Annotated in this window: 15 protein-coding genes and 1 tRNA gene; 14 read left to right on the forward strand and 2 right to left on the reverse strand. The window is 56.6% G+C overall.

All coding sequences use genetic code 11. The features are described 5' to 3' along the window. Positions 1–7: 7 nt before the first annotated feature. The 13 genes from FHK95_RS09715 to folE all read left to right on the forward strand — a co-directional run bounded on the left by FHK95_RS09715 (position 8) and on the right by folE (position 12,594). A complete protein-coding gene (locus FHK95_RS09715; RefSeq protein WP_150304413.1) occupies positions 8–913 on the forward strand; it encodes a 3-hydroxyacyl-CoA dehydrogenase in 906 nt (301 codons plus the stop codon). Continuing rightward, on the forward strand, positions 910–2,085 hold the full coding sequence (locus tag FHK95_RS09720; RefSeq protein ID WP_150304414.1) for a thiolase family protein: 1,176 nt from the start codon (positions 910–912) through the stop codon (positions 2,083–2,085). The genes FHK95_RS09715 and FHK95_RS09720 overlap by 4 nt, the downstream gene beginning before the upstream one ends. A 40-nt stretch (positions 2,086–2,125) precedes the next feature. Then, positions 2,126–2,635, forward strand: coding sequence for a carboxymuconolactone decarboxylase family protein (locus FHK95_RS09725; RefSeq protein WP_150304415.1), 510 nt, complete (start codon positions 2,126–2,128; stop codon positions 2,633–2,635). Positions 2,636–2,637: 2 nt separating this feature from the next. Next, positions 2,638–3,183 carry a glutathione peroxidase gene (locus tag FHK95_RS09730; protein ID WP_150304416.1) on the forward strand — a complete coding sequence of 182 codons (546 nt, stop codon included), beginning with the start codon at positions 2,638–2,640 and terminating at the stop codon, positions 3,181–3,183. Positions 3,184–3,280: 97 nt separating this feature from the next. Then, positions 3,281–4,555, forward strand: a complete 1,275-nt coding sequence (locus FHK95_RS09735) for a cytochrome P450 (RefSeq protein WP_150304417.1) — start codon at positions 3,281–3,283, stop codon at positions 4,553–4,555. Positions 4,556–4,772: 217 nt separating this feature from the next. Continuing rightward, complete coding sequence (locus FHK95_RS09740) at positions 4,773–6,080, forward strand: amidohydrolase family protein (RefSeq protein WP_150304418.1); 1,308 nt, start codon at positions 4,773–4,775, stop codon at positions 6,078–6,080. Positions 6,081–6,190: 110 nt separating this feature from the next. Next, on the forward strand, positions 6,191–7,342 hold the full coding sequence (locus FHK95_RS09745) for an acyl-CoA dehydrogenase family protein (protein WP_150304419.1): 1,152 nt from the start codon (positions 6,191–6,193) through the stop codon (positions 7,340–7,342). Beyond that, positions 7,342–8,415 (forward strand): acyl-CoA dehydrogenase family protein, encoded by a 1,074-nt coding sequence (locus FHK95_RS09750; RefSeq protein WP_150304420.1) that lies wholly within the window; start codon positions 7,342–7,344, stop codon positions 8,413–8,415. Before FHK95_RS09745 ends, FHK95_RS09750 begins: the two co-directional genes overlap by 1 nt. Beyond that, a complete protein-coding gene (locus FHK95_RS09755) occupies positions 8,412–9,212 on the forward strand; it encodes a crotonase/enoyl-CoA hydratase family protein (RefSeq protein ID WP_150304421.1) in 801 nt (266 codons plus the stop codon). Before FHK95_RS09750 ends, FHK95_RS09755 begins: the two co-directional genes overlap by 4 nt. 27 nt (positions 9,213–9,239) lie before the next feature. Continuing rightward, positions 9,240–10,364, forward strand: a complete 1,125-nt coding sequence (locus FHK95_RS09760; protein WP_150304422.1) for an acyl-CoA dehydrogenase family protein — start codon at positions 9,240–9,242, stop codon at positions 10,362–10,364. A 54-nt stretch (positions 10,365–10,418) separates the two neighbouring features. Beyond that, positions 10,419–11,285, forward strand: a complete 867-nt coding sequence (locus tag FHK95_RS09765; RefSeq protein WP_150304423.1) for a cache domain-containing protein — start codon at positions 10,419–10,421, stop codon at positions 11,283–11,285. Between the two features lie 13 nt (positions 11,286–11,298). After that, a complete protein-coding gene (gene folM / locus FHK95_RS09770) occupies positions 11,299–12,024 on the forward strand; it encodes a dihydromonapterin reductase (protein WP_408003608.1) in 726 nt (241 codons plus the stop codon). 9 nt (positions 12,025–12,033) lie between these two features. Then, positions 12,034–12,594, forward strand: coding sequence for a GTP cyclohydrolase I FolE (gene folE / locus FHK95_RS09775; protein ID WP_150304424.1), 561 nt, complete (start codon positions 12,034–12,036; stop codon positions 12,592–12,594). Between the two features lie 22 nt (positions 12,595–12,616). Here folE and FHK95_RS09780 read toward each other — a convergent pair whose 3' ends face one another. Together FHK95_RS09780 and FHK95_RS09785 are read right to left on the reverse strand one after the other, a co-directional pair. After that, entirely contained in the window at positions 12,617–13,447 is an 831-nt protein-coding gene (locus FHK95_RS09780; protein WP_150304425.1) for an oxidoreductase, read from the reverse strand. Positions 13,448–15,255: 1,808 nt separating this feature from the next. Continuing rightward, positions 15,256–15,332 (reverse strand) — tRNA-Arg (locus FHK95_RS09785). Positions 15,333–15,877: 545 nt separating this feature from the next. Between FHK95_RS09785 and FHK95_RS20245 the strand changes: the two genes are divergently transcribed. Next, positions 15,878–16,255, forward strand: a complete 378-nt coding sequence (locus FHK95_RS20245) for a c-type cytochrome (RefSeq protein ID WP_408003611.1) — start codon at positions 15,878–15,880, stop codon at positions 16,253–16,255. Positions 16,256–16,335 lie beyond the last annotated feature (80 nt).

Raw genomic sequence — 16,335 nt, forward strand, 5'->3', positions numbered from 1 at the left:
TCTTCGAATGAGTGCTGATAAAAGTAACAAGGTTGTGGTTGTCGGTGCTGGCCTGATGGGCACTGGCATCGCTCACGCTTTCGCGAGCTCGGGCTTTGAGACCGTATTGGTTGATACCAACGCCGAGTCACTCAAGCGAGCCTATAGTAGCATCGAGAAAATACTGGGCGATGGCGTGCGCCTGGGCAAGGTCACCGAAGAGGCCGCGCAGGCCGCGTTTGCGCGGCTATCGACTAACGAGAATCTGACTGAAGCCGCTACCGGCGCCCAGGTGCTGGTCGAAACCGTTTCCGAGCAGTTGGCGGTGAAAAAGGCGGTCGTTACCCAGGCTGCGGCAGTCATGGCTGATAACGCGATCATTGCCAGCAACACCTCGGCATTGAGTGTGACCGAGATCGCTGCCTCGATTCTGGCACCTGAACGTTTCATTGGCATGCATTTCTTCAATCCTGTGCACAAGATGAAACTGGTCGAACTGGTCCGCGGCCTGGCCACCAGCGATGAAACAGTCGCCAGAACCAAGGATCTTTGTGATGCCATCGGCAAGACCTCGATCACCGTCAACGAATCGCCCGGCCTGACCACCAGCCGGATGTCCGCGCTGCTGGGCAACGAGGCGATGTACATGCTCCAGGAAGGCACGGCTACCGCTGAGGATATCGATACGGCGTTACGCATGGGTTTCAATCATCCGATGGGCCCACTGGAACTCGGCGATCTCACCGGCTGGGACACGCGCCTTTCCGTGCTGCGCTATCTGCACCAAACCCTCGGCGAGAAGTTCCGCCCCTGTCCGCTGATCATCAAGATGGTTGGAGCAGGGCGCCTCGGTCGCAAGACCGGCCACGGCGTATACAAATACGAAGACGGCAATCGGGTTTCGGCTTCCGGGCTCAAGGCCAGCGCGTTATGAATGACATCGTCATTGTAGAAGCAGTACGAACCCCGGTTGGCCGCTTTCGCGGCAGCCTGGCCGGGGTACGGGCCGATCACCTTGGATCGCTGGTCATCAATGAATTGCTTCAGCGGACGGGTCTGTCCGCCGAGCAAATCGATGACGTGATCTTCGGTTGCGTGACGCAGATCGGTGAACAGTCGGCCAACATAGCGCGTACTGCTCTGCTGGGTGCGGGCTGGCCGGCTTCGGTGCCGGGACTGACGCTGGATCGCAAATGTGGTTCAGGCGAGGCAGCGGTGCACGCGGCCATGGGCGCTATTGCTGCCGGTGCAGCGGATATCGTGGTAGCAGGCGGCGCGGAGAACATGAGCCGGGTGCCCATGGGCAGCAATCGGGACCTTCACGGCGAAGCCTTCGGCTGGAAAGCCACGGAGCAGTACGAGCTGACCTCGCAGGGTGAAGCGGCAGAGCGCGTCGCTGAAAAGTGGCAGATCAGCCGCGAAGAACTGGATGCCTTCGCCCTGGAAAGCCATCGCCGTGCTGCGGCTGCCGTCGATGCGGGGCACTTCGATCGGGAGATCGTGCCGGTGCCGGTGGGCGAGTACTGCGAAAAGGGTTACGAGGGGTTCACCGGCCTGTTCGCCGCCGACGAAACCATTCGTCGCGATACATCCCTGGAAAAGCTGGCCACGCTGAAAACCAGCTTCCGTCCGGAAAACGGGCGGGCAACAGCTGGAAACTCGTCGCAGATTTCCGATGGCGCCGCTGCGCTGATGTTGATGTCGGCCGAAACAGCCTCAAGACTGGGATTGAAGGCACGGGCACGGATCAAATCGATCACAACAGTGGGCGCTGACCCGACACTGATGCTGACAGGTCCGATTTCAGCTACTTACAAAATTCTGGCCAAGTCAGGCCTGCAGCTTGCGGACATCGACCTGTTCGAAATCAATGAGGCGTTTGCTTCGGTGCCGATTGCTTGGCTCAAGGAAACGGGTGCTCCGGCGGACCGCTTGAACGTCAACGGCGGCGCCGTAGCGCTGGGGCATCCGCTGGGCGCCAGTGGTGCGCGTATCATGACGTCTATGCTCAACGAGCTCGAACGTCGGAACGGTCGTTATGCCCTGCAAGCGATCTGCTGCGCCGGTGGCATGGGCACCGCGACCCTGATCGAGCGCCTTCCCTAACCTGACAGCGCCGATTCAGGTCGGTGCAGGGTGGTCTTGTATGTCGAGGATTACACCGGTTCCGCTTTCGGCTTTGCCCGAGAGTCTGGCGACTGCCCTGGCCCGAGGTCTGGGTTCAGGGATGCTCAGTTCGAGTGTGCCTGTCCAGGTCTGGGCGCACCGTCCAGCGATAGCGCAAGCTTGGCTTTCGTTGCTCGAGCAGTTTCACACACAGAGTTTGCTGGGTGAGCGGCTCAAAGAGCTGGTTCGCCTGAAGATCGCCAGCATTACTACCTGCAAAGCTTGTCAACTGGCGAGAAAATCGGATGAAGTGAGCGAGGATGATATCGCCTGCCTGGCAACAGACAGTGACCGTTTTTCCCCGCCCGAGCAGGCAGCCCTGCGCTACGCTGAGCTTTTTGCCGGTGACTACATGGAGTTGGGTGACCAGCACTATGCAGCCCTGGCGGAATTCTTCAGCCTGGCTGAAGTTACCGAACTCAACATGTATTGCGCGCTAATGCTGGCCGGCGGCCGCATGACCTATGTCCAACAAGCCTATGAGGATTGATTATGAACACTGAACTGCAACAGATCTCTCTGAAAAAAATGGATGGCACCAGCACTACGCTCGGCGAGTTCGAAGGCAAAGTGGTACTGATTGTCAACGTGGCGTCCCGTTGCGGGCTCACACCACAGTATTCAGCGCTTGAAAAACTATACCGTGAGAAGCAGGACGCGGGATTGGTGGTGTTGGGTTTTCCCGCCAACGATTTCAAAGCGCAGGAGCCCGGCACTGATGAAGAAATTGCCAGTTTTTGCAGCAGCACCTATGACGTCACGTTCCCCTTGTTCTCGAAAATCAGCGTGCAGGGCGAACAGCAACATCCGCTTTACAAAGCGCTGACCGCTGCCGCGCCGGAAGCAATAGGTGATGGCCCCATGCGCTCGAAGCTGGCGGGATATGGCATTGAGCCGAACGCGGCACCAGAGGTGCTGTGGAACTTCGAGAAGTTTCTGGTGAACCGCGACGGTCAAGTCGTGGCGCGCTTTGCCCCTGACGTGGATATGAGCGAGCCCCAAGGGCTGGCAGTTATCGATGAATGGTTGGCCCGTTGAAAAACGGTTATTGAGCAATATACCTAAAATAGTTCAAATTCTGCTCGTTCAGGCATAAGCTGAAAAGCGATGCCAGGAACAACAAGAGGATAGCGTCATGTCTGAACAGAACAAAAGCAACCTTGAACAGGTGTTCGCCGATGTGGCGAGCAATTATCAGGGCACCGATATTGACCTGCATGCGGCCTATGCCGAGATGCGCAAGAATAGCCCGGTGCTGGAAGGGAACTTCATGGAGCGCCTTGGGGTTCCGTCGATAGCGGGTGTAGACCCTGATCGGCCCTGTTTCACTCTGTTCAAATACGACGACGTCATGCACGTCATGCGTGACGCTACCCAATTTACCAGCGGGTTCATTGCAGAAGGGCTGGGCGCTTTCTTTGATGGATTGATCCTGACCGCAATGGACGGTGATCAGCACAAGAACATGCGCAACCTCCTGCAGCCGGTATTCATGCCGGACACGGTCAACCGCTGGAAGGAAGATCGCATCGACAAGGTCATTCGTGAGGAATTTCTGACTCCGATGGCGCCGCAGAAGGGTGCGGATCTGATGGATTTTGCCCTGTATTTTCCGATCCGGGTGATCTATTCGCTGATCGGCTTTCCCAACGACCAGCCTGAAAAAATCAAGCAGTACGCTGCCTGGGCACTGGCCATTCTCGCCGGTCCGCAGGTCGATCCGGCCAAGGCCCAGGCGGCCAGGAAAGCCGCCATGGAAGCGGTGGTTGCGCTCTATGATGCGATCAAGATCGTCGTTGCCGAGCGCCGCGCCGAGGGTGGGGAAGGCGATGATCTTATCAGCCGCCTGATCCGTGCCGAATATGAAGGTCGCTCGCTTGATGACCATGAAATCACCACCTTCGTACGCTCGCTGCTGCCTGCGGCGGGAGAAACTACCACCCGGACATTCGGCACGCTGATGACGCTGCTGCTGGAAAGCCCGGAACTGCTGGAGCGCGTGCGCAACGACCGCAGCCTGGTGAACAAAGCGATCGACGAATCCATTCGTTTCGAACCGGTTGCGACGTTCAAGGTGCGCCAGACAGCTGAGGAAACCGAAATTCGCGGCGTTAAGATTCCCAAGGGGGCGATGGTGTCGTGCATCGTCAGCTCAGCCAACCGGGACGAGGAGTTCTTTGACAACGCCAATACCTTTGATATTGACCGTCGGCAGCGTCCGTCCTTCGGTTTTGGTTTCGGCCCGCACATGTGCATTGGCCAGTTCGTCGCCAAGACTGAAATCAACTGCGCCCTGAACGCAGTGTTGGACATGTTTCCAAATATCCGTCTCGATCCTTCCAAGCCGGCCCCGGAAATTACCGGCGCGCAGCTGCGCGGACCGCATAAATTGCACGTCCTTTGGGACTGAATTAGCCGCACCAGTATCAAGCAGGCCTCGCTGAAAACCGGCCGGAGGCCTGCTTGTTTCCTTGTCTCCAGCGAATCGAGGGGGGTAGCTCAGGCAAGATCCTCCGTGATTACCCAAAAAGATATAGACACAAATCAAAAATGTGTTTAAATCCATTCTGATCTGAACTAACATCATAGAACAAACACAATCCGCGAACAGCGAAGGGGAATACACCATGAATCTCGAAGACCTCATCCTCGTCAGTGTGGACGACCATGCGATCGAGCCGCCGGACGCCTTCAAACACCACATGCCTGAAAAATTTAAAGGTCGCGAGCCGCACGTCGAAAAGCGTGGCGAGCGTGATGTATGGGTATTCGAAGAAGAAGCTACCGGCTACATGGGTCTCAACTCTGTAGTGGGGCGTCCAAAGGAAGAGTACGGGATGGAACCGCTGGGTTACGACCAGATGCGTCGTGGTACCTGGGATGTGAAAGCGCGTGTCGATGACATGAACGCCAACGGCGTGCTGGGCTCACTGTGCTTCCCGACCTTCCCTGGCTTTGCCGGTCAGCGTTTCCAGACCCATGCCAACCGGGAAATCGCCCTGGCGGCGATCCAGGCCTACAACGACTGGCACCTGTACGACTGGTGTAACGCCATGCCGGGTCGATTCATTCCCCTGATGCTGGTCCCTTACTGGGACATGAAAGCCGCCGTCGCCGAGATCAAGCGTCTGTCTGCCCAGGGTGTGCACGCGCTGTCATTTTCTGACAATCCCGCCCGCCTGGGTTATCCGTCTATTCACGACGAATACTGGGACCCGATGTGGAAAGCTTGCGCCGATAACAACGTGGTGATCTGCTGCCATATCGGTTCCGGCGGCAAAGCTGAACACGCCTCGGACCTGTCGCCTATTGACGCCTGGATTACTACCATGCCGATTTCGATCGCCAACGCGGCGGCCGACTGGATCTGGGCTCCCATGTGGAAAAAGTTTCCGACCCTGCGCATGGCGCTTTCAGAGGGCAGCATCGGCTGGGTGCCTTATCTCCTCGAGCGGGCTGATTTCACCCACCGTCATCACAAAGCCTGGACCAATGCGGACTTCGGCGGAAAAATGCCGAGTGACATCTTCTTCAAGCACTTCGTTACCTGCTTTATCGAAGACAACTTCGGATTGCAGAATCTCAAGTTCATGAACGAAGACATGGTTACCTGGGAAAGCGACTATCCGCATTCCGATTGCACCTGGCCGCATTCTCCGGAAACGACCTGGGCGCATCTGAAAAACCTGACCGACACGCAGATCAACAAGGTGACGCATCTCAACGCCATGCGTGAGTTCTCCTACGATCCGATCTCTATCTTTGGTCGTGAGAACTGCACCGTCGGCGCATTGCGCGCCCAGGCGACGCATGTCAGCACCGAGCCTGCTCTGGGTCTTGGCGGTGCCGAAGTCACGCGTAAAGATGGCAAGCCCATCACCTCGGGCGACATCGCCGCGATGTTTGCAAGTGCAGACGCCAAAACGGCTATCTGACGCTTGGACTAACGCCTCTCCTTGCCATCGGCCGCCGCCGGTGGTGAGGCGAGGGCCAACCAACAAACCTGCTTTCTGCATTGCTTCGAGCAGTTGAGGGTGTCTTGTTGATGAGTATTTCCCAATTTAACTACAGCACCATACCGTCAGAAGCTGAAGCGCTGCGTGCTGACGTCAGGGCGTTTATCGAACAGACCCTGCAGGATTATCCGGCGGTCAAACGAGCCTATTCATGGATGGGATTCGACGCCGAGTTCAGTCGCCTGCTCGGGCAGAAAGGCTGGCTGGGTATGGCGCTGCCAAAACGCTACGGCGGGGCAGAGGCATCGCCCTTTGCACGCTATGTGATTATTGAAGAGTTGCTTGCTGCGGGTGCGCCGGTATCGGCCCACTGGATCGCTGATCGGCAAAGCGCGCCGCTGATCCTGCGCTTTGGCACCGAAGCTCAGAAGGAAAAATACCTGCCGCCGATCTGCCGCGGCGAAAGCTATTTCTGTATCGGGATGAGCGAGCCGAACTCCGGCTCCGATCTGGCGTCCATCAAGTCCAACGCCCAGCGCGTCGACAATGGCTGGCTGGTCAATGGTCAGAAAGTATGGACCACCAATGCCCAGCATTCGCATTACATGATTGCGTTGCTGCGCACCGGTAACAAGGAAGAAAGCGGCCGCCACGGCGGCATGTCGCAGTTCATCATCGATCTGAGTCTGCCCGGCGTCACGATTCGGCCAATTGCCGACCTGGCGGGCGGCGAGCATTTCAATGAAGTGTTTCTGGATAACGTACGCCTGGATGCGGACGCGCTGGTAGGTGAAGAGGGCAACGGCTGGGGACAGGTGACTGCCGAGCTGGCATTCGAGCGCAGTGGCCCGGAGCGTTTCCTCAGCAGCATTGCGCTGCTGCACACGGCCATCAAGGCTATTGGCCCCGAGCCCGACGCGCTGCAGGCTCGGGAAATAGGCCGTATCACCGCCCGATTGCTGACGCTGCGTAACATGTCGCTAGCGGTAACCAGGCAGTTGAGCGACGGTGAGAACCCGGCCTGGGCTGCCTCCTGTGTTAAAGATTTGGGTAATGTTTTTGAACAGGACCTCCCGGAAATAGTACAGGTGCTGGTTGAAGAGCAACCCCAGGTGGGCGGTGGGTCCGATCACGCCCAGGTGCTTGCCTACCTGACCCAGATGGCGCCGTCTTTCTCATTGCGCGGAGGCACTCGCGAGATCCTTCGCGGAATCATTGCACGTGGATTGGGGCTCAGATAATGCGAGAACTTTATGAATCGACGATAGAACGCTTGCTGGGTGACATTGCCACGCCCGAATACATCCGCGCGGCTGAGTCGGGTGCCTGGTCTGCCGATCTCTGGAGCGCGCTGGAGGACAACGGCATCCTGTTGGCAGGCGCGCCGGAAGCTGCCGGTGGCGCAGAGGCCAGTTGGTCCGAGCTGTTTGTTATCGCCCGCGCCGCAGGCCGGTTCGCAGCGCCCGTTCCGCTGGTTGAAATGTTGCTGGGCAACTGGTTGCTGGAGAAGGCCGGTATCGGCGCCCGCAGCGGTGTGCTGACGATCGCTACCGACTCTGCCTTGCAGTGGAACGGTGACAGGATTTCCGGCGAGCTGCGTCAGGTTCCATGGGGACGGCACGCCGAACTGGTAGTTGCGGTGGTAGGGGCGGGAGCCGAAAGCGCTGTTTTGCTACTGGAGCCGGCCGCAGCGGAAAACATCGTGCAGGGAACCAATATTGCCGGTGAGCCTCGCGATACGCTGCAGTTCACCGCAGCGAACGTCATGGCATCGGCACCTTTGCCCGCCGGGCTCAGCGAGTCGGTCTTGCTTACCGGTGGCGCCATGTTGCGCTCCGCTCAGATGGCTGGCGCGCTGACCGCATTGATGGAACTCACCTCCGGTTACGCGGCGGATCGCAAGCAATTCGGGCGGCCCATTGCGGCATTCCAGGCGATCCAGCAGCAGCTGGCTGTACTGGCGGAGCAGACGGCCGCAGCGAACATCGCAGCCGAAGCCGCCTTCGTTGAATCCAACGACCACCTGGCTGCCTTCAGTATCGCTGCGGGCAAGATAAGCACCGCCGAGGCGGCGAGTCTCGGGGCGGGGATTGGTCACTCAGTGCACGGCGCTATCGGCTTTACTCAGGAATACACGCTGCACCTGCTGACCCGTCGCCTGTGGGCATGGCGGGGTGAATACGGATCATCGACGTTCTGGAGCAAGCTGCTCGGTGCGCATGTGTGCGCCGCCGGCGCCCAGAACTTCTGGCCCGCTATTACTCATGCGCAGCAACAACAGCTGATCGTCCCGACACAAGGATCACCTCTATGAGCGAGTTTCTACAGGTACAACGCAACGGCGGAGTAGCGGTAGTCAGGATGAATAGTCCTGAAACACGCAACGCCTTGTCCGAACCGTCCCAGATGCAAGAGTTTGTCGACCTCTGCCGCGATCTGCGACGCGACCAGAGCGTCAGAGTCATGGTCCTGACCGGTAACGGAAAGGCCTTTTGTGCGGGTGGCAACATCAAGGACATGCAGAATCGCGAGGGCATTTTTGCCGGCTCGCCGTATGACCTGCGCGATACCTACCGCAACGGCATCCAGCAGATTCCGCTGGCGCTCTACGAACTGGACATTCCGATTATCGCTGCGGTAAACGGACCCGCTATTGGGGCAGGGCTCGATCTGGCGTGCATGTGTGATATCCGTATCGCCAGCAACAAAGCCCTGTTCGCCGAAAGCTTTGTGAAACTAGGGATTGTGCCGGGTGACGGCGGCGCCTGGTTGCTGCCACGCATCATTGGTATCCCCAAGGCCAGCCTGATGGCGTTCACGGGCGACACCATCGATGCGGCCAAGGCACTTGAATGGGGCCTGGTTGAGCAGATTTGCACGCCAGAGGCGCTAGAGTCGGAAGCGTTGGCGTTGGCCGAGCGCATCGCCCGGAACCCGGGGCACGCCCTGCGTCTGTGCAAGCGGCTGCTGCGCGAAGGGCAGCACATGCGTCTGGACTCACTGCTCGAGCTGTCGGCCGCCTATCAGTCTCTGGCTCACCACACTGAAGATCACCGCGAAGCGGTCAGTGCGTTTGTAGAGAAGCGCGAACCGAATTTCAAAGACAAATAATGAGCCTGCTCAAAGGAGACCATCACGATGCGTAGCGTTTTTCGTGAAGACCACAACATGTTCAGGGACCAGGCCCGTCGCTTTGTCGAGAGGGAAATCGTTCCAAATCTGCATGAATGGGAAAAGGTCGGCATCGTTCCCAAGGAAGTGTGGCTGAAAGCCGGCGAAATGGGCTTGCTGTGTTCAACCGTGCCTGAGAAATACGGCGGTGCGGGTGGGGATTTTGGACACTCGGCGGTGATGATCGAGGAACTCGCACGCGCCAACGCCACCGCCGTGGGTTTCACCACCCATTCGGAAATCGTCGCACCCTATCTGGTTGCCTACGGTTCCGAAGAGCAAAAACACAAATGGCTGCCCAAAATGGTCAGCGGCGAGATGATTGGCGTGATTGCGATGAGCGAGCCGGGAATCGGCAGCGACCTGCGTTCCATGCGCACCGTACTGCGCCAGGATGGCGATGAATACGTAGTGTCTGGTCAGAAAACCTTTATCACCAACGGCGGCAACGCGGATCTGGTGGTGACGGCTACCAAGCTGGACCCTGCTGGCAAGGATCTTACGCTGGTGTGTGTGGAAACTGACCGGGCCGGATTCTCCAAGGGCCGGTTGCTCGACAAGATCGGTCTGAAAGGCCAGGACACTGCCGAGCTGTTTTTCGACGACGTGCGTGTACCGGTGAGCAACCGGCTGGGCGAAGAAAATCGGGGATTCAAGTACCTCACCCATCAGCTTGCCTGGGAAAGATTGATCATCGCGCTGCGCGCGGCACAGTCGATTGAAACCCTGCTCGAAGAAACAATTACCTATACGCGTGAGCGCAAGGTCTTTGGCAACACCGTTTTTGATTTCCAGAACACTCGGTTCAAGCTGGCTGAAGTGAAAGCCCAGGCGACCATGTTGCGGGTGTTCGTGGATGATTGTCTGGAAAAGGTTATGGCTGGCGAGCTGACCGCCGATGTGGCGGCGATGGCAAAATTGCTCGGTTCGGAAATGCAGGGAAAGATGCTCGACGAGTTGCTGCAGCTTCACGGTGGCTACGGTTTTATGAGCGAGTACAAGATAGGGCGTGCCTGGGTTGATGCTCGCGTTGCGCGGATCTACGGTGGAACCTCGGAAATCATGAAGGAGATTATCAGCAGGAATCTTTGACGAGGCCTGGGTCTTCAAATATTGCCGTCCAAAACAACAAGTAGGAGATAGGCCATGTTACTGATCTGTCGAAATGTCGCTCTGGTTGCCACGATCTTCCTGGTTGCCAATGTGTTTGGTCAGGGCATCCCGGAAGATCGCTACGCCGAAGAGGCGGATCGCGCAAAGTCGCTTTTGCGCAAAGCCGTCGACCACTATCAGGAGAATGGCGAAAAGGCCATCGCTGCGTTCAGTCGGCAAGGACAGTTCGTTGATGACGAGCTCTATGTCTATGTCATCGATACCGAAGGCATCATGCTCGCCAGTGGTGGGCCCTCGGCCAATCTGATTGGGCGAGACGTCAGCCAGGCGCTGAACGACGACTTGAACAAGGGCTTCAAGGAAGCGCTGGCCCTGCCGCCAAGCGACACAATACATCATGCCGACTATCGTTGGCAGAACTGGCAGGACGGCCGCGAAGAGCGCAAGCGGGTCTTTTTCCAACGCGTTGATGGCAAGGTCTTTTCGGTTGGCTATTACATGCCCCGTTCAAGTGAAGGAGAGGCGAAAGCGCTGCTTAATCATGTCGTGGAGGCAGTAAAGGACAGTCCGCAGCAGACCTTCGAACGAATCAACAAGCTGGACGCTGAGTACCTTCGGGATGATCTCTACGCCTTTGTTGTTGATCGCGAAACCCAGCGCTTCATTGCCCATGGTTATAATCTGCGCCTGGTCGGCAGTGATTTTCGCAAGTTGCACTCCGCCGACCGACATCCAATTGGCGGCCAAATCTTGGAGGCCGCTGCGCAGAGCGGGAGTGGTCGTATTCCCTATCTGTGGCCCAATCCGGTAACCCGCAAGAACGAACCGAAAGTGACCCTGTTTGAGGCGACGGACAGCTATATCGTTGCCGTGGGGTACTACCTGGACGAAGAACAGTAGCGGTTGCGCTGATATGCCTGTAGAAGCGCCCATGGAGTCCCGGCCAGCCGTTCTGATCACTGGCGGCGGTCAGCGCGTAGGTTTGCATTGCGCTCGCCGCCTGGTTGAGGATGGCTTTCAGGTGATAATCAGCTGTCGCCGGCTGAGAACGGAGTGGCAAACCACTCCGTTGCAGGGCATTGACGTGATCTTGGCTGATTTTTCTACCGTCGCGGGCATTGCAGAGTTCATAGCGACAGTCGCGGCGAAGCGGCTGCGTTTAAGGGCCATCATCCACAACGCCTCGTTGTGGCTGGAAGACGGGGGGCTGACGCCCGAGCAGTTTCAGCAGATGTGCATGGTCCATATGCAGGCTCCCTACTTGATCAATATGGCGGCTGCGGACTGGTTCGATTCGGGCCCGGCTGACATCATCCATATTACCGATCATGATGCGCTCGGCGGCAGCGCTGATCATGTCGCCTACCTCGCCACCAAAGCCGGCCTGGAAAACATGACACGGTCCTTTGCAGCTCGTTTCGCGCCGAAGATTAAGGTCAACAGTATCGCACCTGCGCTGATCATGTTTAACGACGGTGATAGCGAAGAGTTCAAGAAACATATCCTGTCCCGTTCGGCTCTTGGCGTCGAGCCAGGCCCCGACGTGGTTTATCAAGCTGTGCGCTATGTGATGGGCAATCCCTATATAACCGGTACTTGCCAGGATCTGAACGGCGGCGGCATGCTCAAATTTGCTTGAGGAAACACAATGAGTACAGAGAATATTGCCCTTCAGTATGAGGCAATCTTGCGCGGCCTCGGGGAGGATCCCCAGCGCGACGGGTTGGCGGGGACCCCGCTAAGAGCAGCCAAAGCCATACAGTTTCTGTGCAAGGGCTATGAGCAATCGCTTGAAGAAATCGTCAACAACGCGCTGTTCGATGCCAAGGGCGACGAGATGGTGATCGTCAAGGATATCGAGCTCTACTCTCTTTGCGAGCATCATATGTTGCCGTTTGTCGGCAAGGCCCATGTTGCCTATATTCCAACCGGTAAGGTTATTGGTCTTTCTAAGGTGGCGCGCATTGTAGACATGTTTGCTCGACGCCTGCAGATACAGGAAAACCTGACTCGTCAGATCGCGGAGGCATTGCAGCAGGTGACTCAGGCTGAAGGGGTGGCCGTAGTGATCGAAGCGAAGCATATGTGCATGATGATGCGCGGAGTTGAAAAACAAAATTCTACTATGTTCAGCTCGGTTATGCTGGGTGCTTTCCGTGAATCAGGTAACACTCGTCAGGAGTTCCTGCAACTGATTGGCCGGGGCTAACCGGCCCATCCATGCTGAGATGTCAGGCGTCAGTAGAAACAGCTAAGTTTTGCCAGCGCTGCATTTCCTGTTTTCTCGAGGCTAATCGGGTTTCAGCCAGCCCGACGGCATCGGAACCCACTATAAAGTGGAGCGGAGCATCCGGATTCAACGCTAACTCGATTAAAGCCTGGCCAAGCTTCTCTGGTGCTCCGGGTTGTTTATGGTTGTTGTTAGCAGATGATGAGCGAACTTTATCAGAGAATGCCTTATATTCGGGAAGGGGTTCGCTGCCAAAGTGAGCTGAACTGTCGTCCAGAAAGTCCGTGCGGAAGGCCCCGGGTGCGACCGAAGTAACCTTAATGCCAAAGCCCGCAACTTCCTGTGCCAAGGATTCTGAAAAACCAGCGACGGCAAATTTGGAGGCACTATACACGCTAGCACCCGGCATTCCGACAAGGCCAGCGATTGATGCAATATTGAAAATATGCCCAGAGCGTTCTTTACGCATCACAGGTAACACCATTCTGCACATGTTGAACAAGCCAAACACGTTGGTGGCGAACTGATGCTCAACATCGGCAATGCTATTGTCTTCAAACGGGCCCAACTGGCCATAGCCTGCGTTGTTTACCAAAATATCGATTTTACCGAAAGTGGCGACAGTAGATTCCACTGTCTTCTGGATCTGATCTATTGCTGTGACATCAAGTGCAAGCGTTAGGACTTTATTTACGTCGTAGCCGCGAAACGCTTCGCTGATCTTCGCAAGTGTCCTTCCGGTTACTACTACATTGTCACCGGCCGAGATGGCGGCATTGGCTATGTGCCAGCCAATGCCTCTATTTGCGCCCGTGATTAGCCATGTACGCATTGATTATCCTCCGAAGTTGGCAGCTTTTAGGTGTGTGGTTCGACGAAATTAGACACAAACGCAAAAAGTGTCAATTTATAAGTGCCGCAGGCCGTGAAGCAGGAGGCGAAGGCTTGCGAGATTACATCGTCTTAGGTATCCGGCATTGCGTTTTGAATGTCCCAAAAACCATTTAGTTAAGGTGTGGCTCGAAGCAAGCATCAGGGGTAAGCAAGCGGCGCTGTCTCGTTTGTAACAAACGCCCGACGGGCTTGCATAAACTCAAGAGAGCCCGTGGAAGGCTGGGCGTCAAGATCGACGAATCCGGAGGTCGTCGGTCTCAGCTCAAGTAAGTACGATGAAGTGCCCAATCACAGACGCACAGCGCTATTAGTGATGGTTCGAGGCGGTCGAAGGCGAATGAGCAAGAAGCGTTCGGACTGGACCTGATTGGCCGCACAACATCCCGCCCCACATCAGTTCGAATTGCTCGATCAGTTGCAGTCAGGTGACGCTGTGTTTTCCGAAATGCGATCGGCAAAAGGGCTTGGGCGCATGAATGCGGTCCAAGCGTGGTTAGCATCGAGTGTGCAAAGGTCGGTTCTGATGCGGGTTCACGATAAAGCTGAGCGGCGAAGAGAAGTCGAGGCTGACGCTCGCTACGCGCCTAGCATTCCGGTAGATGATGGAGGTTGCCCGGCGTCGTTCGGGCCAGCTTCCCGACTATATCTCTAACCGGTTTGGTGTTACCGAAAAAGTATATGAGCCGCTGAAAATTCTATTGAGCGTTTCCGGTATTTCAGTCAGTCAGCTGCTGGGAAAGGATTTTTGAAAGTCGAGTCTGGCGCTTACGAGCCCAAGACAGCTCTCATTGAGGGCTTGGCAAGCAACGCCTGGGAGCGCTATTTCCTGTTGAGCGTGGACATCTGCCTAACCAGGACGGTTAGCTTCGCGCGCTCATATTGAAGCATGTCTCCGAGTTCTTTTCACGAGGAAAACGACAACGATCAGATGCTCGGATCTTACCTAAACGAGCTGAAATAGGCATCCCGTCGTCCAGACTGGCGTGCGCCCGGCCTTCGCTCGAACGCTCCATGCCGGGTCCTGTGGTGCCATCCAGCTAGCGAAGCATCTCGGCGCAGAGGTAGCGACCGCCGCCGGTCCGAACATCTGTGCATGGGTCATGAGCCTGGATGCGGATGTGGCCGTGTATTACAAAAGCGAGCAGTTCGAGACCCTACTCGATGGTTACGATGGCGTTATCAATACTTGGATAAGGCCACACTCGCGACGTCCGTGAGGTGTGCTGCGGCCAGGTTGGCAACTCATCTCGATCTCATGCCCAGGATGGCATTCTCTAGGGATCTATACTGCTGTATAGCGAATTTCACTAGATTCCACTAGATTTGACCATCATTCTTCGCACTGTCTACCGGGCCAGATACGCCTGCGCCTGCATAAGCCGAGATAAACTGCATGTTTCCTTCGGTGAGGGCTTTAACCCTTCGCCACTAGAACTACAGATCCAGAACGAAACAGATCGCACGAGTCGGCTGTTTCTTCTCTCTGCGCTTGTCTTTAAGGATTTTCAGGCACAGCGGGCAATACTCAAAATGTCGGCAACGGCCGCTGCGCATTTAAAGGAGTGGGCGCAGAATGGGCACATTTTGGACACAGAGAGAAATTCGAGAAGATATGCAGGTTGTGGGCAGTTGTCATCCAAGCGCAGCGACTTAGAACCAGTACAAACGGAGAATGTGCAATACCGAAGGGGAGTCAACGAGAGCTGTTGAGCGAGTGTATCGCAACTTATTGAATTAGAACAAAAATGGCGCACCCGACTGGATTCGAACCAGTGACCCCCGCCTTCGGAGGGCGGTACTCTATCCAGCTGAGCTACGGGTGCATATTGGTAAAGCGTGGCCATTTTGACCTTTAGCCGCATCGTGGCACAAGAGACTGAGTATTGCCTTCGGAGGGCAGTACTCTATCCAGCTGAGCTACGNCGCCTTCGGAGGGCGGTACTCTATCCAGCTGAGCTACGGGTGCATATTGGTAAAGCGTGGCCATTTTGACCTTTAGCCGCATCGTGGCACAAGAGACTGAGTATTGCCTTCGGAGGGCAGTACTCTATCCAGCTGAGCTACGGGTGCGTTGCAGGGGGGCAATAATACGCATTGATGCGGTCGGCGTCCATGCCCGGCAGCAAGCTCTTTTGCTTTACCGCGACGCATTGTCTCTATTGTGCGGCGACTATTTTAACGGTCGGGGGTTTACCGGTATACTCGCGCACATTGTCCGGGCATGGTACTTGGGCTGATACCTTTGGTCATGATGAGGATGTATAAAGTGACGACTCTGAAAAAACTCCTGGCGGCTTCCGCGGCGATGCTTGCTCTGACCGCCGGTAATGCTTTTGCTGCAATGGATGATGAATCCATTGCTGACCGTATCAAGCCCTACGGTGAGGTCTGCGTAGAGGGTGATGAGTGTGCACAGGCCGCCGCGGCGCCTGCAGCTGCACCTGCTGCGACCGATGATACCGCAACTGCTTCTGCCGATACTGCTGCCGCCGGTGGTGGCGAGGGCGAGGCGTTGTTCAAGTCCAAGCCGTGCGGCGCGTGTCATAGCGTGGACAATCAGCTGGTAGGGCCTGCTCTGAAAGAAGTGGCCGCCAAGTACGCCGGTCAGGATGATGCCGTTGCCGTCTTGGTTGCCAGCATCACTAACGGTTCCAGTGGTAAGTGGGGCGCGATTCCCATGCCGCCAAACGCCGTGACTGAAGAAGAGGCTACGACTCTGGCCGAGTGGGTTCTGTCACTCAACTGAGTTGCACCGCTTAAAAAAGCCACCCCTGGGGGTGGCTTTTTTGTGTCTGCTTCCTGCCTGCGCTCACTGTTTGCGCCGAC

This window comes from Pseudomonas saliphila (assembly GCF_008638345.1).
Taxonomy (GTDB): Bacteria; Pseudomonadota; Gammaproteobacteria; order Pseudomonadales; family Pseudomonadaceae; genus Halopseudomonas; species Halopseudomonas saliphila.